Origin of the sequence: Bartonella sp. B1099, assembly GCF_944801835.1 — a bacterium.
Taxonomy (GTDB): Bacteria; Pseudomonadota; Alphaproteobacteria; order Rhizobiales; family Rhizobiaceae; genus Bartonella.
Map to the genome: position 1 here is coordinate 1,284,303 of NZ_CALYLN010000001.1, position 19,739 is coordinate 1,304,041.

Sequence of the window (19,739 nt, forward strand, 5' to 3'; positions counted from 1 at the left end):
GAGATGCGATCATGGATGTTTCCCTTGTTGTGCGTTTTGTGAATCATCTCCAAGAAGGGATCGCCTCTGCCAAGCGAGACTTAAGAGCCTTTAGCCTCGATATTGCGCATTTCCAAAACCAAACACGAAAGCATTTTAAAGGGTGGTTTGACCCTGAGCACTTGGAGGAAGCTACAGCAAAAGCGCAAAATGCTTATATTCATGCGCGTGGGCGCATGGTAGGCGCCATTGCTCAAACGGCAACCTTGATTGCGCCTCTTTATAAAGCCATGCAATTTGATCAATCGATGAAAGGCTTGGAAAAGGTTCTGGATGCCCCCCTTGATCGTTTAAAAGAATTGCGTCGTTTTGCGCTTGAAACCTCCACCAAAATCCCTCTCGCCGCTCGTGAAGTTTTAGAACTGATGACCAGTGCCAGCCAAGCAGGGATTGGTGAACAAGATCTCGAGGCTTTTAGCATTTATGCCGCCAAAGCAGCGGTCGCCTTTGATATGACGGGGGACCAGATTGGGGAACGCTTTGCCAAATTGCGCAATGTCTTTAAGCTTAATCAAGCAGGCATCGAAGATTTAGGCGATGCTATCAACCATCTTTCCAACCACATGGCGGCCAAGGCAAGTGAGGTGTCTGACTTTACCAATCGGGCGACCGGTGCGGCAACCATGTTTAAACTGACAGCCCGTGAGACGGCGGCCTTTGGGACGGCGATGATTTCTGCTGGGATTGTTCCAGAGAGTGCAGCTCGTGGTTTTAACTCTATCAGTGCCCGTATTCAGGCGGGAGGAAAGCATATTGAAGATGCTTTTACCAATATTGGTCTCTCTCGTCAAAAATTTATGGAAGATTTGGAGAAAGATGCCACCGGTACCTTGGTGCGTTTTTTTGATGTCTTGGGCAAATCCGAACAGGGAATGCGCTCGCTGATTGCTATTGCTGGGCGCGATTTTACCGGTGATTTTGCCAAATTGGTTGGCAATCCCGAACTGTTAGGGCAAGCTTTAGATTATGTGAAAGATCCCAAAGTCTTTAAAGGCTCTGTCGAACAAGAGGCAGACAAACAGGCAACCGGTGCCATGCGGCAATTTGAACTGTTGCAAAACCGCATTGTGGCTTTAGGGGTTACCATTGGTGAAGTGCTTCTGCCTCCTGTCAACAGTTTAATGGCAAGTGTTGGTGGTTTTATCAATGTTCTTATGGCATGGGCTAATGCTCATCCAGCTTTAACAAGCGCCATTATCAAAACCATTGCCGCCCTGATGGCTTTTAACATCGCTTTACGGGTTGTACGTTTTACCATGGCGGGAACCCGCCTTGGGATCCTGCAATTGATTGCCTCTTTTATCAAGATGAGGGCTGTGAGCGGTGCGCTGAAGGCAAGTTGGCGCGGGCTCTTGGCTTCAGGGCGCTCACTGGGCTTGTTAACTGCAGGTCTTGGGGCAAGTTCACTGCGACTCTTACGCCCCATAACTTTATTGATGGGAGCTTTGCGAGGGATCGCAATTTCAGGTACAGCATTTGCTGCCTCTTTTGGCTGGATAGGGACAGCGATCGAGGTGGTTGGGGCAGGTATTGCTTCTGTTGTTGGGGCTGTATTTACCCCAATCGGTGCTCTGATTGCTGCTGTTGTGGCTGTCATCATTGCGACTTGTTTTGTTTTGTGGAAATATTGGGATCGCTTTTCTTCCTTTGTCAAAGGATTTGCACGGGGGCTAATCCGCGCTTTTGGTCGTGCCTTTGAAGCCGTCATGCGTTTTTTTGGTGCTGACACAGCAACCATTACACGTTGGAAAAACATCATTGCCGCTGCCTTTGATTTTTCTGCCCACTGGCAAAAGTTTAAACAAGGGCTTTCTTCTGTTTCTAAGTGGTTTGGCAATGTGTGGGAGGGTTTTAAACAAAGTCTCTCCAACTTTTGGGAGTGGTTGGGGAGTTTTTTTACTAGGGAAAAGCTCTCAGAGAGCGCCAAAGCGGGTATGGAACAAATCGGAGAAGATTTGGCGAGTTGGATTGTCGATGGCTTTACGGGGACCATCTCACAATTGACAGATTTTTGTAAATCTTTACCTCACCGCATAAAGGGGTGGATTGGGTCGATTGATGTAAGAGATTATTTGCCAAGTTTTTTAGGAGGCAAAACGCCTCAGCCTGTTGTGCAATTTGCGGGAGCAGGGCATGGCCATAGCTTTGTTCCAGAAGCAAAAGACAAAGAGCGCGTCCCCATCACGCACAATCAAAATGTCACGGTGCATGTCAATGGTGCACGTGATCCCATTGCAACTGGTTATGCGGTTCGTCATGCCTTGCAACGGGCAGGGGCCAATGCCTTGCATGGCGGAACAGAATAAGGGGAGGGAGTATGCAAGATCCTTTGCTGATGTTAGGACCGCATCAATTTTATGTGGACTGGCTGAACTTCCAATCTTTTGAGGAAGAGTTTTCTGCCTCATGGGTTTGCTTAGAGCGTTTTGGTGGGGCCCCTGGTTTGCAATTTACCGGTTATGGCAATGATCCCAAAACCATCCACGGGGTATTATTTCCAGAAGAATTTGGTGATCGTGTAGCCATTGATGCCATCACCACAACGATCAAAAGAGCAAAGCCGGTCCAGATGCTTCGTTGGATCAATGATACCACCTATAGTGTCCTTCTCCATGGACCCGTGGTGATCACCAGTATCACGAAAGACCACGACTTTATCAGTCGCTCCGGTCAATCCCAGCGTATCCGCTATTCCATCAGTCTCTTACCCTTTTTTAATGGCGGAAAACCGCAAGGACAATATCAGGTGGGGCAAACTCTATGAAGATACCAGAAAAGCGTGTTGTTGTAGAGCTGGAGGATATGAGTCTCGATCTCCTCTGCTTTCAACATGCCATGGCTGTGTTAGGAGACAGATCGCAAGTTGGGGCACTAAACGGCTATTTAGAAGCCACATTGGAAGCCAATCCAGAGATTGCCAAATATGGTCCAATTTTACCGCGAGGCTTAACGGTCATTCTGCCTGAATTTGCACTTCACAATCCCCAAAGTATGGTGAAACGGTTATGGGATTAATGCGCACACACCCTTTTATTGTGGTTAAGGTGGGAGACAAACCTGTTCATGAGGTTTTTTACCAGCGTCTTTTAACCGCAACTATCACAGATCATGCCGGTAATGAAGCCGATACATTTGAAGCAGAGTTTGATGATAGCGGCAATGATTTATAGATTCCCTCCAGTAACAGTGCGCTCCATGTCACCTTTGGTTATGAGGACAGCATCCGTGCCTTTATGGGGCGTTTTGTTGTGGAATCGGTGATCAGTTGTGGGGGCAGTGATGGAGAGATTTTGCGCCTTTGTGGCAAAAGCGCTTCCATGCGTGCGGAGATCAAAGAACAGGTGAGCGAACATTTTGACCACAAAACCATTGCTGAGATTGTTGAGAGCCTTGCCAAACGTCATGGTTATCAAGCAAAGGTCAGTCCACAATTTACCAAACAAACCTTGCCTTATGCGATTCGTACCGATCAATCGGCGATTGATTTTTTAACCCGCCTTGCTGATCGGATGCAGGCACGTTTTTTGATCAAAGACAATAAGTTTTTATTTTTAAGCGGCGATAACTTACCAGCACTCGACATCCATAAACACGACTGTTCCAACTGGGAATTTACCCTCGAGCCACGCACCCAATATGGCATCATTGAAGCTGCTTATTTTGATCGCTCACAAGGGCAGCAATGCCAAGTCAAGCATCAGACAGGTTTTAGCGGTCCTGTGCGTCGTCTGCGTGGTTGTTACACTTGTAAAGAAGAAGCACAAGCTGCTGCTGCATCAGAATCAGACAGGCTGTGTCGTGCTGTGGGCAGTGGTTCTTTGACCCTTGCGGGACGCCCCGAAGTCATGGCCGATCAACCCCTTCTCCTCCAAGGATTTCGTATGCAAATCAATGGACCATGGAAAGCCGCAACCGTGACTCACCGCTATGAAAAGCAAAGCGGCTATACCACAGAAATAACCCTAGAAGCGCCAAATCAAGGAAAAGAGGCATGAGAAAATTAAACGTGTTAGAAATAGAAAACCCAAGAGATACTTTTGCCCCTTCTTTTCGGCAACTTCCCCATAATATTGAAGCAGAACAAGCGTTGCTCGGGGCCATCATGATCAATAATGATGCTCTTGAGAGCGTTTCTGATTTTCTCAAACCAGAACATTTTTTTGAAGCCTTCCATCAAAGGCTTTTTGATATCATCTTACAAATTGTTCAAAAGGGAAAAGTTGCAGACCCCATTACCATGAAGCCCTTTATTGCAAATGATGAGAAAATTGGAGATATCACTGTATACCAGTATGTTGTTCGTTTAGCCAAAGAAGCTGTCACAATCATCAATACTCAAGATTATGGACAGGTTATTTATGATCTGTTTATTCGGCGTTCTTTAATTAACCTTGGCACTCAAATTGTGAATAGTTCTTTTGATTCTCCTCTAGAACTTACCCCTTCGCAACAAATTGAAGCGATTGAAAATCAGTTGTTTGCATTGGCAGAGAAAGGCAAATATGGAGGGGGTTTTGAAAACTTTGATAGAGCTATTGTAAAAGCCATTAACATGGCAAGTGCTGCAAAACAGCGTTCCTCACAGCTCTCTGGCATGGCAACCCATATTAAAACTCTTGATGAAAAAATGGGCGGGTTGCAACCATCTGATTTGATTATCCTAGCAGGGCGCCCTGGGATGGGTAAAACGTCCCTTGCAACCAATATTGCCTTTAATATTGCCAATGCTTGCAAGAATCATGATGATAGCCAAGCCAGTGAAGGGGGGATTGTCGGTTTCTTCTCCCTTGAAATGTCAACAGAACAGCTTGCAACCCGTATTATCTCAGAACAAACAAAGGTTTCTTCTTCTGATATTCGACGGGGTAATCTTTCTGATGATCAATTTACCAATATCATTCATGCTATGCGTTCCCTTCAAACCATTCCTCTTTATATCGATCAAACGGGAGCTGTATCTCTTGCACAACTAGCCGCGCGTGCAAGGCGTCTTAAACGACAACATGGTCTAGATGTTTTGATCATTGATTATATTCAATTGATGACAAGCGGTTCAAAGCGTTCTTCTGAAAACCGCGTTCAAGAGATTACGGTCATTACTATGGGTCTTAAAGCGCTTGCAAAGGAACTCAATATTCCCATCATTGCGCTTTCGCAATTATCGCGACAAGTTGAAAATAGAACAGATAAACGTCCACAACTCTCCGATTTACGTGAATCAGGTTCAATCGAGCAAGATGCCGATATTGTGTTGTTTGTTTATCGTGAAGAATATTATCTCAACAATGAAAAACAAAAAGAAGGCAGTGTTGAATATCACAAATGGAAAGAAGCAATGGAGCAAGTTAAGGGCAAAGCTGAGGTTATCATAGCCAAGCAACGCCATGGACCAACAGGAATCATCCCTTTGGCTTTCCAATCTGACTTTACATGCTTTAGTGACCTAACGGATAACGACAACTTTCCAGAAATATCCGCTTGAGCTCAAAATAATGATCCGATGATTGAGAAGCAAAATTCCATAGATTCTCACAAAAAATGACGAATCTTAAAACACCCTTTGAAAGGTCTGTGAAGACCCTTTGAGAACCCCTTAAAAATCATGTGAAACAAAATAAATTGGTACAAAACCTGGTGTCAAAATATACAAAACCTGCTGACAAGCTACACTTATCGTTTCAACGATAGACAAAATACTGATAGAAACTCTATCAAATAGGTTCTTTAATTATGTGGACTCTTTTTATTGGAGAGCGTTAAAGATCTGATTATAATTTTTGCTATTAATCTCCAAAGGATGTTCTTGATTGGCAATTTGTAGCATTTCTAGCTTGAGATCTTCTCTTATCATCATATCTATCTTGGCCCGAACTTCAGGTGCAAGAGTATGAGGTGTGATATCTTTAGGCATCGTTACAGACTTTATTTGATAAACGATACGGTTTGTTGCAACCGGACCTTTTATGATGCCATAATGACCTTGGGAACCAGAAAATAACGCTTGAACCCCTTCAACACCAAGGATTTCAGAGGGATCTTGACGTTGGAGGAGGGGCGTTGTTTGTTTTATAATACCAAGTGTCCGGGCAAGAGCAACCAGACTTTTTCCTTCCCTAAGCTGTTTGAGAGCATTTTGGGCTTTTTCATCAAGGAGACGTTGTATTTCCTCACTTTTCCATTGAGAAAGAACATCTAGCTTAGCTTCTTCTAGTGTTTTATCGCGGGCAGGAATAATTTTATTGACCTTATACCAGAGATATCCACCATTTTGAAAAGAAAGAGGATCAAAATCGACTTCTTCATTTGATTGATAGATGGCATTTAGTAAAGTATCTTTTTGAGGCAAATCCGTGAGAATTACGCCTTCAAGCGTTTTGCCCGTTTTATCAAGGGTAATTGTGCGCAGAGATAACTTGTATTGGTCAGCAAGCTCTTTAAAAGAAGCGCCTTCAAAACGAGCATTTTCAATGGCTACATAATTGCTCCGGATCTCATCAGTAGCACGATTTTTAGCAAGTGTTTGACGAATATTTTCTTCTACACTTTCAAAAGGAAGAAAGCTTGAAGGTTCAATATGTGTGACGCGAATGAGAACAGGTCCCTGTAAATCATTTATTACAGGACTGACTTGCCCTTGTTGGAGTTCAAAAATTTCAGATGCGAGATGGTTTGGAAGTTCATTTTCTGCAAGAGGTCCTTTTTTTATGTCCTTAAGAGTCTTTTTTTCAGCTTTTACCAGTTCATCAAAATGCAATCCATCGGCTATTTTTTTTGCTGCCTTATCGGCTTCTTCGCGTGTGGGGAATCGCAGTTCTTCGAAAGTACGCTTTTCAGGCGTCACAAAACGTGAAACATTTTGGGTATAATAGGCTTTTGCCTCCTCTATTGAGATATCTTTAGGTTTTACGAAATCACTAAGTTCCATCGATAGCAAAGAGACAGTACGGTATTCTGGAGTGCGAAATTCACTTTGATGTGCTTCAAACCATTTTTGTAGTGTTTCGTGATCAGGATCAGCAATTGTTTGTTTTTCTTTTAGATCAATAATGAGATAATCAGCACTCCGCATTTCTCCTTGATAAAGAGCAAGTGCTTTATAAAAGAGATTGGGGGCTTTCATATCAGAGAGTAAGGCTGCAATAAGTTGGTTACGCTTTTCTTGTCTGGTATAATAATTAAGAAAAGCATTTTCATTGATACGTAAATGCTGAAGATAGTTATAAAATAAATTTTTATCAAATGTACCATTTGTTTGGAACATCTTATCAGAAGCAATCGTATGAGCGATTGTATCTTTTGAAAGATTTATTTTCATTTTACGGGCTTGTTCATCCAGCAGTATATTTTGTTGTAATTGATTAAACACAAAAGCGGGAATTTGGTATTGCTGCATTTCATGTGGTGTAAACATCCGTCCAAGATGAGCAGCCTGTGCTAAACGTGCGCTTTGATCGGCAAGTGCGAAACGATAATCATCGATCGTTACGATGGAGTTTCCAGAAGTAATAAGATCTCTTTCGCTTTTTGTGTGTAAGTGTGGTATCCCCCATAAAAGAATGAAGCATAAGAGTAAAATAGCAAGAAAAACTCTGCAAATCCAAGAATTTGTAGCACTTCTTATGACGTCAAGCATTGTTCAATTCCATTTTTAATATAAGTTATTATCAAAGCAGTCATGGAATTTGCAATAAAGAGACGAAAGATGCAAGCTTTTAAAGACTTGCTTTCGTTTTATAATTTGATACTACAGACAAATAAAGTTTTATAAGAGCTTTTGTGAGGTAAAAATATGTCTCCAACTATTCGGCCTTTTCTTGCTGGAAATTGGAAAATGAATGGAACGAGAGAATCGCTTGGAGAGTTGCGTGCTATTGCTACAGGCCTTAGCTCTGATTTTGGTCATCTATTTGAAGCGCTCATTTGCATTCCAGCAACGCTTTTGTCGCGTGCTTCTGATATGCTAGATGGTGAAAATCTTCTTTTAGGAGGACAAAATTGTCACTTTGATGATCATGGTCCCTATACAGGAGATATTTCAGCTTTTATGCTTAAAGAAGCGGGAGCAAGTCATGTTATTATTGGACATTCGGAACGTCGTACAGTGTATCAGGAAAATGATGCAATTGTCTGTGCTAAAGTGCAAGCAGCGTGGCGCGCAGGTCTTGTGGTGCTTGTGTGTATTGGGGAAACATTGGAGGAGCGTGATAATAATAAAGTGTTGGATGTTCTTTCGCAGCAGCTTGAAGGATCTTTACCAGATGATGCAACAGCAGACAATACCATTATCGCTTATGAACCTGTTTGGGCGATAGGTACTGGTAATACGGCAACTTCAGAAGATATTGCAAAAGTGCATCACTTCATTCGTGATAAGATGCACTCTCGTTTTGGTGATGAAGGAAATAAGATACGTTTGCTTTATGGTGGATCCGTACAGCCATCCAATGCCTTTGAGCTTTTAAGTATTTCGCATGTTAATGGGGCTTTGATTGGTGGAGCCAGCTTAAAAGCGATTGATTTTTTAACGATTTGCGATGTTTGTCGTAAATTATAAGTAGAGAAATTTGAGTTCCCCCTTGGATTGTGTGTTATTTATGTGTAAAGAGCTTATGAAAGAGTTATTTGAAGAGCAGGGTTTATGCAAACAGTACTTATTGTTATTCATTTATTGATTGTAATTACTTTGGTTGGGGTTATCTTAATCCAACCTTCAGAAGGCGGTGGGCTCGGTGTGAGTAATAGCTCAGGGTTGATGAAAACCCGTGGATCTCGAAATCCTTTAACACGGTTGACGGCTATTTTAGCCTGTTGCTTTTTTGTTGTGTCCATTGGACTTACCGTTGTGGGAAGTATATCAAATTCGAGTTCTGATATCTTAAAGCGTATACCGGTTAATTCAGAACAGAATTCTACCAATAAAGGCTCAGAATCAGCTCCATCATCAAATAGTGAGTCTCAACCTTCTATTCTTGAACAGTTAGGAGGCACGTCGGATTCCCCGCAGGAACAAAAATCGTCTACAAATCCTGAAGAGGAAAGCCCAGTTCCACCAATTTTTGAAAAGACAGTTCCAGATAACAGTACAAAATAGTTCTTTAAAGAAAATATAGACTGTTAAAAAGGTGATTTTTTCACCTTTTTTATTTCAGAAGAAATAATTGTTTTTTTTTGCATTTTTTGCTGGAAAAATCATAATAAATTGCTTATCACCATAAGCCCATGGCACGTTATGTTTTTATTACAGGTGGTGTGGTTTCTTCCCTCGGAAAAGGCATCGCAGCGGCGGCGTTAGCAGCGTTATTACAAGCTCGAGGCTATCGTGTACGCCTTCGCAAACTTGATCCCTATTTAAATGTTGATCCAGGGACGATGTCTCCTTATCAACATGGTGAAGTATTTGTGACTGATGATGGTGCGGAAACGGATCTTGATCTTGGTCATTATGAGCGCTTTACGGGGCGTTCTGCAAATAGCCAAGATAATATTACAACAGGGCGTATTTATCGCAATATCATTGAACGAGAGCGGCGAGGTGATTATTTGGGGGCAACAGTTCAAGTTATTCCGCATGTTACAGATGAAATTAAGCGGTTCATTATGACGGGAAATGAAGAATTTGATTTTGTTTTGTGTGAAATAGGTGGAACAGTTGGTGATATTGAAGCCATGCCTTTTCTAGAAGCAATTCGACAGCTTGGTAATGAGCTCTCCCGACAAAATGTTGTTTATGTCCATCTTACATTAATGCCTTATATTCCCTCGGCAGGTGAATTAAAAACGAAACCAACGCAACATTCTGTCAAAGAATTGCAATCAATTGGTATTTCTCCTGATATTTTGCTTGTGCGTGCAGATCGGTTTATTCCAGAAACAGAGCGGTGCAAATTATCACTTTTTTGCAATGTTCGCGCCAATGCTGTGATTCAGGCATTAGATATGCCAACAATTTATGATGTTCCCATGGCCTATCATAAAGAGGGTTTAGACTCTGAAGTTCTTCGCGCTTTTGGAATTGATTCGGCCCCTCCGCCTCAGATGGATCGGTGGGAAGATATTACGCAGCGTATTCACCATCCTGAAGGAGAAGTTACGATTGCTGTTGTAGGAAAATATACGGGCTTAAAGGATGCTTATAAATCTCTTATTGAAGCGATTGCGCATGGTGGTTTAGCGAATAAAGTAAAAGTTAATATTGAGTGGATTGATTCGCAACTTCTTGAAAAAGAAGATTCCGTTTCAACTTTACAAAAAGCGCATGGAATTTTAGTTCCTGGGGCTTTTGGGGCTCGAGGGGCAGAAGGAAAAATTCGAGCAATTCAATTTGCACGAGAGCGTAAAGTTCCATTTTTAGGGATTTGTTTTGGCATGCAATTGGCTTGTATAGAAGCTGCGCGCAATATTGCACAGATTGAGAATGCATCATCAAGTGAGTTTTGCGAAACAGAAAATCCAATTGTAGGTTTAATGACAGAATGGGTTAAAGGCGATGTTCTTGAAAAACGAACAAGAAATGGTGATCTCGGTGGATCCATGCGCCTTGGTGCTTTTGCTGCTGAATTAAAAGAAGAAAGTCATATTGCTCAAATTTATGGGATGACAAAGATTGTTGAACGACATCGCCATCGTTATGAGGTCAATATTGATTATAAAGACAGGCTAGAGCAGTGTGGTTTGATTTTTTCTGGCATGTCTCCTGATGGTATTTTGCCGGAAACGATAGAATATGCAGATCATCCATGGTTCATTGGTGTTCAATATCATCCAGAACTAAAGTCACGTCCTTTTGATCCACATCCGCTTTTTTCTTCTTTTATTGAAGCTGCTGTAGAACAAAGTCGATTGGTTTAAGGTATAAATTTGGTTACTTTGCTTTTGAGGAATAAAATGACAAAACCAAATGCTCGTGTAAAAGTTGGAAATGTTATTTTTTCAAATGAAATTCCCCTTTCATTAATTGCGGGGCCGTGTCAGATGGAAAGTCGTGATCATGCTTTTGAAATGGCTGGTCGTATTAAAACAATTGCCGATCAGCTTGGTATTGGGTTTGTTTATAAATCAAGTTACGATAAAGCCAACCGAACTTCTTTGAGTGCAACACGGGGCATTGGTCTTGAAAAAGCAATGGTCATTTTCTCTGATTTAAAAAAAGAGTTTGATTGTCCCATATTGACTGATGTGCATACCGAAGAGCAATGTAGCATTGTTTCTTCTACTGTTGATATTTTACAAATACCTGCTTTTTTATGTCGTCAAACAGATCTTTTGATTGCTGCCGCCAAAACAGGGTGTGTTATTAATATTAAAAAAGGGCAGTTTTTAGCGCCGTGGGATATGGAGAATGTTTTAAAAAAGGTTGTTCACAGTGGTAATCCAAATGTTATGCTTTGCGAACGCGGCACATCGTTTGGCTATAATCGACTTATTTCGGATATGCGTTCGTTGCCAATTTTACGTTCATTTGGGGCGCCTGTTATTTTTGATGCAACACACTCTGTTCAAGAACCTGGAGGGCAAGGGGCGTCATCTGGAGGACAGCGTCAATTTGTTGAAGTTTTAGCGCGTGCAGCTGTTTCTGTTGGGGTTGCCGGTATTTTTTTAGAAACACATCAAGATCCAGATCATGCACCTTCTGATGGGCCCAATATGGTTAAAATTGATGATTTACAAAGATTGCTTGAGACTCTAATGAAATTTGATCATTTGTCAAAGAAGTTGAATTAAGAAGAGAAAAAATATTTCATGAATAGGACATTAGAAATGAATCGCAACTTTTATTGGATAAGGAGACATAGATGACGATCATTGTCGATATCCTTGGACGTGAAGTTCTTGATAGCCGCGGTAATCCAACGGTAGAAGTTGATGTTCATTTGGAAAATGGCGCTTTTGGTCGCGCGCTGGTTCCCTCAGGAGCTTCAACGGGGGCACATGAGGCTGTAGAGCTTCGTGATGGTGGTCCGCGATATCAAGGGAAAGGTGTTGAAAAAGCGGTTGCTGCAGTCAATGGCGAAATTCTTGAAGAACTTGGTGGGCGGGATGCAAGAGACCAAATCGCTATTGATCAAGCAATGATTGCTTTGGATGGAACGCCAAACAAAGCCCGTCTTGGTGCTAATGCACTTCTTGGTGTTTCATTGGCTGTTGCAAGAGCCGCCGCAGACTCATTAAATGTACCTCTGTATCGTTATATTGGTGGACCGCAAGCGCATATTCTTCCAACACCTATGATGAATATTATTAATGGTGGCGTTCATGCTGATAACTTGATTGATTTTCAAGAATTTATGATTATTCCGGTAGGAGCTCCTACCATGAAAGAAGCCATCCGTTATGGTGCTGAAATTTTCCATGCGTTGAAAAAGCGTTTAAAAGATGCGGGATATAATACCAATGTTGGTGATGAAGGTGGTTTTGCACCTCAATTTAAAAGTGCAGATCAAGCAATTGATTTTATTATGGAATCCATCATAACATGTGGCTATAAACCAGGTGAACAAATTGCCATTGGTTTGGACTGTGCTTCCACTGAATTTTATAAAAATGGTTCATATTTTTATAAAGGTGAGGGAAAATGTCGTGACATCCAAGAACAGGTAGATTATTTGGCGCACCTTGTGAAAAGTTATCCTATTGTTACCATTGAAGATGGAATGGCAGAGGATGATTGGGAAGGTTGGAAGCTTCTTACTGATACAATTGGAGAAAAATGTCAGCTTGTGGGCGATGATTTATTTGTAACAAATTCAGTGCGTTTGCATGATGGTATTAAAATGGGGGTAGGCAATTCTATCCTCATAAAAGTTAATCAAATTGGGACATTGAGTGAAACGCTTGATGCTGTAGAAACAGCACATAAAGCGGGTTATCGTGCCATTATATCTCATCGCTCAGGCGAAACAGAGGATTCTTTCATAGCAGATCTTGCGGTTGCAACGAATTGCGGACAAATTAAAACAGGTTCTCTTGCACGTTCGGATAGATTAGCAAAATACAATCAACTTATTCGTATTGAAGAAATACTAGGGATCCAAGCACGTTATGCTGGTGATGTATATCGTTGATTGTTGTGAGCACAAAATATGAAAGTATAAAATCATTTAGATTATGAAATTGAGATGTCTTATCAAAGACATAGAGCAATCATTTTATAGGCATTTAAATTTATAGGGATTAAGATGAGAGGTATAATTATTAGTCAAGATCAAGGAACATATCTCGTTTCGGGTGATGATGGTAAGCGTTATCAGTTTGCGACTTGGGATTGGTTGGGAAAGAAATCCCCGAGGATTGGTGATACCGTTGATTTTGTCTGTGAAGGAGGTGTAGTCAGTTCTGTTTTTCCATTATTGAGACTAGGTACAGAGAACTCAAGGATAATGTTTGCACTCCTTTGTTGGTGTGCGGGTATTTTTGGTGTCCATCGTTTTATGGTTGGGAGAGTTCGGACGGCTGTTTTAATGCTTGTTTTATCTTTATCGGTTGTTGGATTGATGGTTACTGGTATTTGGGCAACTGTTGATTTCATACTCATTCTTTCTGGAAAATTTACGGATAAAAATAGGAATCAGATTACAGATCTGTAAATTTTTATAATAAGGAGTAGGTAATTTAGTTCATTTTTTACTTTGATCAATATATCAAGTTCATCATGCCAAATTATTGTACTCCATTTCTTTAATGTGAGATATTAAGAGAAATATGCACAGTTAAGTAAAAGTATTGCAAAATACTGTGCTATTTTATATGGGTAAAGCAACGATGTAAATCAACTAAGGTGTGTTTTGTATTGCTGCTTATAGCAGCAGAAAACATTGGATTATTGGGGGGCTCTGAATGATTTTAATTTCACGTTTATCACGGCTTCTACAAATTTGATTTATGCCGTGAGGTTAATCAATATATCATCAAATTAGAAATAATCTCTTTATGAATAACACATGAGGAGCAGCTTTATAGGTGGGTAAGGATGAAAGGTAAGATTATTGGTCAGGATCAAGAAGATTATTTCGTTTCAGGGGCTGATGGTAAGCGCTATCAATTTGCAAGTTGGGATTGGTTAGGAAAAAAAGCACCAAAGGTAGGGGATACCGTTGATTTTGTATATGAAGATAATGTTGTTAAATCTGTTTTCCCTCTTTTGAGTAAATCGCAGTCAGAAAAATCAAGGTTAGCGATAGCACTTGTTTGTTGGTTTTTTGGATGGTTGGGAATTCATCGCTTTATGGCAGGTAAAGTTGGAACGGGCATTGTAATGCTTCTTATAAGCCTACTAAGTATACCATTTACTATGGGGTTAGGAATACTTTTAATAACTGGGCCTTGGTCATTTATTGATTTTATAGTCATTTTATCGGGATATTTTAGGGATGAAAATGGGGATAAAATTATAAATTGGTAGAAATTTTAAAATAATATAAAATGTAAAGAGTGAGGAAGTTTCTTTACTTCTAATGTTGTCAATATATTAATTTAATAATGTAAATTATTTTAGTCTATGTCTTTTATGTTAAATATTAAATAAAATGATAAATATTTAAATAAAACTATTGAAAAAGACTGTACTATTTCATATGAAAAAAGTAAAAGTGCAAATCGAACAGCGTGCTTTATATTGCCACTTATAATTGCGGGAATTTTAAGTTGTTGGGGGATTTTAAGCTTTTTAAATTGTCATAATCACGGTGAGTGCAGATCGTACTCATGCGGTGAGGTTTATCTAACATATTATCATATTAGAAGAAAAACTTCTTTATGAATAACAATTTTATAGGTGGTGAAGATGAAAGGTAAGATTATTGGTCATGATCAAGGAGATTATTTCATTTCAGGGGCTGATGGTAAGCGCTATCAGTTTGCGAATTGGGATTGGTCAGGAAAAAAGCCGCCGAAGGTTGGTGATGTCGTTGATTTTGTGTGTGAAGGGGATACCGTTAAATCTATTTTCCCTATATTGACTGAAAGTCAGTCATCACAATCAAAAGTGACGTTAGCGGTCGTTTGTTTTTTTCTAGGTGGACTAGGAATTCATCGTTTTATGGTTGGTAAAGTTGGAACGGGCATTGCAATGCTTCTTATAACTATACTAAGTATAATAACTATACCACTTTTTGGGTTTGGGCTTCTAGGGATTATTTTTATAATTATACCTTGGGTATTGATTGATTTTATAGTCATTTTAATAGGAAGTTTTAAGAACAAAGATGGGTGTAAAATCACAAATTAGTGGGATATCCAATATTTGTAATATAAAAAGTGAGGCATTCAGCTTACTTTGATTATATTGAGGGGGGGATAAATTGGTGATAACAAATTGTTTGCATGTGTAGATTGAGTAATGAGGTGTTAATCAAAATCATGCATAGTTAGGCAGAATATGAAGGAATTTTTGCTGTAGAGACTGTGCTATTTTATGTGGACAAAGCAGAAACGTCGATCAATCAAAGTGCGTTTTGTACTGCCTCTTATGACGGTGGGCGTTTTTAGCTATTTCAGTTACCATATTTATCATGGTGAGTATGGATTATATTCACGCAGTGAAGTTAATCTGCAGATTAGCGAATTAGAAAAGGAGCTTCATAAAATAGAAGCTGAGCGGGAGTTCATTGAAAAGCGTATTTCTCTTTTACGCAATGGACATATTGAAAAGGATATGTTGGATGAATATGTCCGAAAGAATTTAAATTTTTCTAAGCCAAATGAATTGACAGTCTTAATGCCTTAAAATGATACCAAAGGTAAATGAAAAATTGCTTAATTTAAACGACAATCAGCAATGATATTGTTTAAGCCGATTGATAAGGCTTGTAACTTTTGTTCGTAAAGGTTATTCCTAAATAATCATAAAAGGGAGTTTAATATGGCAGAACGACTTAAAAAAAATTCTGCGTCGGTGGCGCGCACTGCATTATCAAGCACCACAAAGAAAGCACCAATAGCAGATTTTACAAAAGAGGAAGAAATTGATGCCTATCGTGAAATGCTTTTAATTCGCCGTTTTGAAGAAAAAGCAGGACAACTTTATGGTATGGGGCTTATTGGGGGATTTTGTCATCTTTATATTGGACAGGAAGCTGTTGTTATTGGAACATTAAAGGCAACAAAAGAAGGTGATCAAGTTATTACGTCTTACCGTGATCATGGCCATATGTTAGCTGTTGGGATGAGTCCGCGAGGCGTCATGGCAGAATTAACAGGACGCCAAGGAGGATTTTCCAAAGGCAAAGGCGGCTCGATGCATATGTTCTCTAAAGAAAAGAATTTTTATGGTGGCCATGGTATTGTTGGTGCGCAGGTTCCCATAGGTTCAGGTTTGGCATTTTCGAATCAATATCTTGGTAAAGATAATGTGACATTGGTTTATTTTGGTGATGGCGCTGCAAACCAGGGGCAGGTTTACGAAAGTTTTAATATGGCTTCACTTTGGAAGTTGCCCGTTGTTTATATTATTGAAAACAATCAGTATGCTATGGGAACATCCGTTTCACGGGCATCTGCAGAAACTGATTTTTCTCGCCGAGGTCTTTCTTTTGAAATTCCAGGTATTGTTGTTGACGGTATGGATGTTCGCTCCGTAAAAGGAGCTGCTGATGAAGCAATTTCTTGGGCACGCTCGGGTAAAGGTCCGATCATTCTTGATATGCAGACCTATCGCTATCGTGGTCATTCCATGTCTGATCCAGCAAAATATCGCTCTAAAGAAGAAGTCCAAAAAATAAAAGAGGAACACGATCCGATTGATCAAGTAAAAAGTCGGATTCTTAAACAAGGTTGGGCCAGCGAAGATAATTTAAAGTCGATTGAGAAAGAGGTCCGTGCAATTGTTGCTGACGCAGCAGATTTTGCACAAAGTGATCAAGAGCCAGATTCTTCTGAGCTCTATACGGATATTTTAGTTTGATGCGAGGGAAGCAAGTATGTCTATTGATATTTTGATGCCGGCGCTTTCGCCAACTATGGAAGAAGGTAAACTGTCTAAATGGCTCAAGAAAGAAGGTGATAAGATTAGCTCTGGCGATGTTATTGCTGAAATTGAAACGGATAAGGCGACAATGGAAGTAGAGGCTGTTGATGAAGGCACGCTTGGTAAAGTTTTTGTGCCTGAAGGTTCTGAAGGTGTAAAGGTTAATAGTGTTATTGCAGTTTTGTTAGAAGAAGGTGAGCGTGCTGAAGATATTTCGCACCCTACCAATACAGCACAAAAACCTAAAGTGTCCTCTCCTTCTTTTCCTTTATCAGTACCGCAGTCTCTTGCTTTTGCACCGCCTCCTGATTTTGATATTCCAGTAGGGACAGAAATGGTGACGATGACAGTTCGTGAAGCGCTTAATCAGGCTTTAGCTGAAGAAATGCGGCGTGATGAAAAGGTTTTTCTCATGGGGGAAGAAGTTGCCCAATATCAAGGAGCCTATAAGGTTAGCCAAGGTTTGTTGGAAGAATTTGGGGAACGGCGCGTTATTGATACCCCAATTACAGAACATGGTTTTGCTGGACTGGCTGTTGGTGCTGCTTTTGGAGGGTTACGTCCTATTGTCGAGTTTATGACATTTAATTTTGCTATGCAGGCAATGGATCAAATTATTAATTCAGCCGCAAAAACACGTTATATGTCTGGTGGACAAATGACGGCTCCTATGGTTTTCCGTGGTCCCAATGGCGCGGCTGCTCGTGTTGGTGCTCAACATTCTCAATGCTATGCTGCCTGGTATAGTCATATTCCAGGTCTGAAAGTTGTCATGCCTTATAGTGCTGCAGATGCAAAAGGTTTGCTAAAAGCGGCTATTCGTGATGATAACCCTGTTATTTTCCTTGAAAATGAAATTTTATACGGGCATCAATTTGAGGTTCCTCAACTTGATGATTTTATTTTGCCTATTGGTCGGGCACGACTTCATAAGTCTGGACAAGATGTAACGATTGTTGCCTGTGGGATTGGTATGCATTACGCTGTTCAAGCATTACCAGAAATTGAAAAACTTGGTATTGACGTTGAGTTAATTGATTTACGAACCATTCGTCCGATGGATCTTCCGACAATTCTTTCTTCCGTTAAAAAGACGGGCCGTTTGGTAACAATTGAAGAGGGTTTTCCTCAGTCATCTATCGGAACTGAAATAGCAACGCGTGTTATGCAACAGGCTTTTGACTATCTTGATGCGCCAATTGCGACGATTTCTGGCAAAGATGTTCCGATGCCTTATGCAGCTAATCTTGAGAAGTTGGCTTTGCCTAATACTGCTGAAATTATTGAGGCCGTTAAGGCTGTGACATACAGAGCATAACGGAGGAAAGCACAATGCCCATTAAAATTACAATGCCAGCGCTTTCCCCTACAATGGAAGAGGGAAATTTAACAAAATGGAATATTAAGGAGGGTGATAAGGTTTCCTCTGGGGATGTTATTGCTGAAATTGAGACGGATAAAGCGACGATGGAAGTCGAGGCCGTTGATGAGGGGACAGTTGCTAAAATTGTTGTTCCTGCCGGAACACAAGGTGTTAAAGTGAATTCTTTGATTGTTGTTTTAGCAGAAGAGGGTGAAGATTTAGCTGAAGCTGCAAAAGTTGCAGAAGAGACTTCTTCTTCTATAAGACAAGAACCAAAGGGCGAAAAACAAGCAGATTCTCTGAAGCAGACGGACACAAAGGGGATAAAAATGTTTCATGAATCATCTGCACAGCAATTAATACAGCAAGATAAAGAAGGGAATCGTCTTTTTGCTTCTCCCTTAGCGCGGCGGTTAGCTTCTCAGGCAGGTATTGACTTATCCCTTATTTCTGGAAGTGGTCCCCATGGACGTATTATCAAGCGCGATGTAGAAAAAGCTATGAGCGGGGATATCTCTCAAGCTTCTTATTCGTCATCAATCGGCGAGCTGATTGCAGCAGGTGATTCTGACAAACAGATATTGCAACTCTTCAAAGAAAATGAATATCTCTTCACACCCCATGATAATATGCGTAAAACGATCGCCACACGTTTGGTGGAATCAAAGCAAAGGGTTCCACATTTCTATGTGACCGTCGATTGTGAACTTGATGCGCTATTAGCGTTGCGGACACAATTGAATGCTGCAGCACCAATGGTTAAGACACTGGAAGAAGCTAAGCCTACTTATAAGCTTTCTGTTAATGATATGGTGATCAAAGCGGTTGCACTTTCTTTGAAAGCGGTTCCTGATGCGAATGTTTCTTGGCTTGAAGGCGGAATGCTTCATCATAAACATTGTGATGTTGGGGTTGCTGTTTCTGTTCCCAATGGGTTAATTACGCCGATTATTCGCCATGCAGAAGAAAAACCGTTATCGCTTATTTCCAAAGAGATGAAGGATTTTGCAAAGCGTGCGCGTGAGCGCAAGTTAAAAATGGAAGAATATCAGGGAGGAACAACCGCTGTATCAAATATGGGGATGTATGGTGTGAAAAGTTTTTCTGCTATCCTTAATCCACCCCATGCGACGATTTTTGCGATTGGTGCAGGAGAGCAACGCGCCGTTGTTAAAAATGGTGTACTAGCCGTTGCAACAGTTATGTCGGTTACACTTTCTGTTGATCATCGCGCTGTCGATGGTGCTTTAGCGGCAGAGCTTGCGCGGACCTTTAAGAAGATAATTGAAAATCCATTAGCAATGTTGGTTTGAATGACAGCTCTTTACGTAAATTATGAGAGGGTATGTTAAGAGAGTGAAAGCAAATTTAAAAAGT

At 40.7% G+C, this 19,739-nt stretch carries 17 protein-coding genes and 1 pseudogene; 17 read left to right on the forward strand and 1 reads right to left on the reverse strand.

Features of this window, described 5'->3' with window-relative positions; genetic code table 11:
* The first annotated feature begins 11 nt into the window (after positions 1–11).
* From NNJ73_RS05585 to NNJ73_RS05605, 5 genes and pseudogenes are all read left to right on the forward strand, one after another.
* A complete protein-coding gene (locus NNJ73_RS05585; protein ID WP_254493052.1) occupies positions 12–2,345 on the forward strand; it encodes a phage tail tape measure protein in 2,334 nt (777 codons plus the stop codon).
* Positions 2,346–2,356: 11 nt separating this feature from the next.
* Positions 2,357–2,803, forward strand: coding sequence for a phage tail protein (locus NNJ73_RS05590; RefSeq protein WP_254492294.1), 447 nt, complete (start codon positions 2,357–2,359; stop codon positions 2,801–2,803).
* Positions 2,800–3,054, forward strand: a complete 255-nt coding sequence (locus NNJ73_RS05595; protein ID WP_254492293.1) for a tail protein X — start codon at positions 2,800–2,802, stop codon at positions 3,052–3,054. Before NNJ73_RS05590 ends, NNJ73_RS05595 begins: the two co-directional genes overlap by 4 nt.
* A pseudogene (locus NNJ73_RS05600) lies at positions 3,054–4,034 on the forward strand (phage late control D family protein). The gene NNJ73_RS05595 and the pseudogene NNJ73_RS05600 overlap by 1 nt, the downstream one beginning before the upstream one ends.
* Entirely contained in the window at positions 4,031–5,521 is a 1,491-nt protein-coding gene (locus NNJ73_RS05605) for a replicative DNA helicase (protein ID WP_254492292.1), read from the forward strand. Before NNJ73_RS05600 ends, NNJ73_RS05605 begins: the two are co-directional and overlap by 4 nt.
* 261 nt (positions 5,522–5,782) lie before the next feature.
* On the opposite strand, the gene NNJ73_RS05610 is transcribed toward NNJ73_RS05605, so the two are convergent.
* Positions 5,783–7,672: a peptidyl-prolyl cis-trans isomerase gene (locus NNJ73_RS05610; RefSeq protein ID WP_254493053.1), complete on the reverse strand. Its 1,890-nt coding sequence runs from the start codon at positions 7,670–7,672 to the stop codon at positions 5,783–5,785.
* A 156-nt stretch (positions 7,673–7,828) separates the two neighbouring features.
* On the opposite strand from NNJ73_RS05610, the gene tpiA reads away from it, so the two are divergent.
* From tpiA to NNJ73_RS05670, 12 genes are all read left to right on the forward strand, one after another.
* On the forward strand, positions 7,829–8,593 hold the full coding sequence (gene tpiA / locus NNJ73_RS05615) for a triose-phosphate isomerase (RefSeq protein WP_254493054.1): 765 nt from the start codon (positions 7,829–7,831) through the stop codon (positions 8,591–8,593).
* 84 nt (positions 8,594–8,677) lie between these two features.
* Entirely contained in the window at positions 8,678–9,130 is a 453-nt protein-coding gene (secG, locus tag NNJ73_RS05620; RefSeq protein WP_254493055.1) for a preprotein translocase subunit SecG, read from the forward strand.
* A gap of 128 nt (positions 9,131–9,258) precedes the next feature.
* Positions 9,259–10,887 (forward strand): CTP synthase, encoded by a 1,629-nt coding sequence (locus NNJ73_RS05625; protein WP_254493057.1) that lies wholly within the window; start codon positions 9,259–9,261, stop codon positions 10,885–10,887.
* Positions 10,888–10,923: 36 nt separating this feature from the next.
* Positions 10,924–11,760 carry a 3-deoxy-8-phosphooctulonate synthase gene (gene kdsA / locus NNJ73_RS05630; protein ID WP_254493058.1) on the forward strand — a complete coding sequence of 279 codons (837 nt, stop codon included), beginning with the start codon at positions 10,924–10,926 and terminating at the stop codon, positions 11,758–11,760.
* A gap of 71 nt (positions 11,761–11,831) precedes the next feature.
* The gene (gene eno / locus NNJ73_RS05635) at positions 11,832–13,100 is read left to right on the forward strand and encodes a phosphopyruvate hydratase (protein WP_254493059.1); all 1,269 of its coding nucleotides are present in this window, start codon (positions 11,832–11,834) and stop codon (positions 13,098–13,100) included.
* A 114-nt stretch (positions 13,101–13,214) separates the two neighbouring features.
* Positions 13,215–13,622: a TM2 domain-containing protein gene (locus NNJ73_RS05640; protein WP_254493061.1), complete on the forward strand. Its 408-nt coding sequence runs from the start codon at positions 13,215–13,217 to the stop codon at positions 13,620–13,622.
* Between the two features lie 383 nt (positions 13,623–14,005).
* Positions 14,006–14,437: a TM2 domain-containing protein gene (locus NNJ73_RS05645; RefSeq protein ID WP_254493062.1), complete on the forward strand. Its 432-nt coding sequence runs from the start codon at positions 14,006–14,008 to the stop codon at positions 14,435–14,437.
* A gap of 381 nt (positions 14,438–14,818) precedes the next feature.
* On the forward strand, positions 14,819–15,262 hold the full coding sequence (locus NNJ73_RS05650) for an NINE protein (RefSeq protein WP_254493064.1): 444 nt from the start codon (positions 14,819–14,821) through the stop codon (positions 15,260–15,262).
* A gap of 186 nt (positions 15,263–15,448) precedes the next feature.
* Positions 15,449–15,760: a septum formation initiator family protein gene (locus NNJ73_RS05655; RefSeq protein ID WP_254493065.1), complete on the forward strand. Its 312-nt coding sequence runs from the start codon at positions 15,449–15,451 to the stop codon at positions 15,758–15,760.
* Positions 15,761–15,895: 135 nt separating this feature from the next.
* Entirely contained in the window at positions 15,896–16,936 is a 1,041-nt protein-coding gene (gene pdhA, locus NNJ73_RS05660; protein ID WP_254493066.1) for a pyruvate dehydrogenase (acetyl-transferring) E1 component subunit alpha, read from the forward strand.
* A 16-nt stretch (positions 16,937–16,952) separates the two neighbouring features.
* Positions 16,953–18,317 (forward strand): pyruvate dehydrogenase complex E1 component subunit beta, encoded by a 1,365-nt coding sequence (locus tag NNJ73_RS05665; RefSeq protein WP_254493068.1) that lies wholly within the window; start codon positions 16,953–16,955, stop codon positions 18,315–18,317.
* 14 nt (positions 18,318–18,331) lie between these two features.
* Positions 18,332–19,675 (forward strand): pyruvate dehydrogenase complex dihydrolipoamide acetyltransferase, encoded by a 1,344-nt coding sequence (locus NNJ73_RS05670; RefSeq protein WP_254493070.1) that lies wholly within the window; start codon positions 18,332–18,334, stop codon positions 19,673–19,675.
* Positions 19,676–19,739 lie beyond the last annotated feature (64 nt).

Coding starts and splice junctions, on each gene's coding strand:
- NNJ73_RS05585 (WP_254493052.1), top strand. CDS start 12: ATGGATGTTTCCCTTGTTGTGCGTTTTGTGAATCATCTCCAAGAAGGG.
- NNJ73_RS05590 (WP_254492294.1), top strand. CDS start 2,357: ATGCAAGATCCTTTGCTGATGTTAGGACCGCATCAATTTTATGTGGAC.
- NNJ73_RS05595 (WP_254492293.1), top strand. CDS start 2,800: ATGAAGATACCAGAAAAGCGTGTTGTTGTAGAGCTGGAGGATATGAGT.
- NNJ73_RS05605 (WP_254492292.1), top strand. CDS start 4,031: ATGAGAAAATTAAACGTGTTAGAAATAGAAAACCCAAGAGATACTTTT.
- NNJ73_RS05610 (WP_254493053.1), bottom strand. CDS start 7,672: ATGCTTGACGTCATAAGAAGTGCTACAAATTCTTGGATTTGCAGAGTT.
- tpiA (WP_254493054.1), top strand. CDS start 7,829: ATGTCTCCAACTATTCGGCCTTTTCTTGCTGGAAATTGGAAAATGAAT.
- secG (WP_254493055.1), top strand. CDS start 8,678: ATGCAAACAGTACTTATTGTTATTCATTTATTGATTGTAATTACTTTG.
- NNJ73_RS05625 (WP_254493057.1), top strand. CDS start 9,259: ATGGCACGTTATGTTTTTATTACAGGTGGTGTGGTTTCTTCCCTCGGA.
- kdsA (WP_254493058.1), top strand. CDS start 10,924: ATGACAAAACCAAATGCTCGTGTAAAAGTTGGAAATGTTATTTTTTCA.
- eno (WP_254493059.1), top strand. CDS start 11,832: ATGACGATCATTGTCGATATCCTTGGACGTGAAGTTCTTGATAGCCGC.
- NNJ73_RS05640 (WP_254493061.1), top strand. CDS start 13,215: ATGAGAGGTATAATTATTAGTCAAGATCAAGGAACATATCTCGTTTCG.
- NNJ73_RS05645 (WP_254493062.1), top strand. CDS start 14,006: ATGAAAGGTAAGATTATTGGTCAGGATCAAGAAGATTATTTCGTTTCA.
- NNJ73_RS05650 (WP_254493064.1), top strand. CDS start 14,819: ATGAAAGGTAAGATTATTGGTCATGATCAAGGAGATTATTTCATTTCA.
- NNJ73_RS05655 (WP_254493065.1), top strand. CDS start 15,449: ATGTGGACAAAGCAGAAACGTCGATCAATCAAAGTGCGTTTTGTACTG.
- pdhA (WP_254493066.1), top strand. CDS start 15,896: ATGGCAGAACGACTTAAAAAAAATTCTGCGTCGGTGGCGCGCACTGCA.
- NNJ73_RS05665 (WP_254493068.1), top strand. CDS start 16,953: ATGTCTATTGATATTTTGATGCCGGCGCTTTCGCCAACTATGGAAGAA.
- NNJ73_RS05670 (WP_254493070.1), top strand. CDS start 18,332: ATGCCCATTAAAATTACAATGCCAGCGCTTTCCCCTACAATGGAAGAG.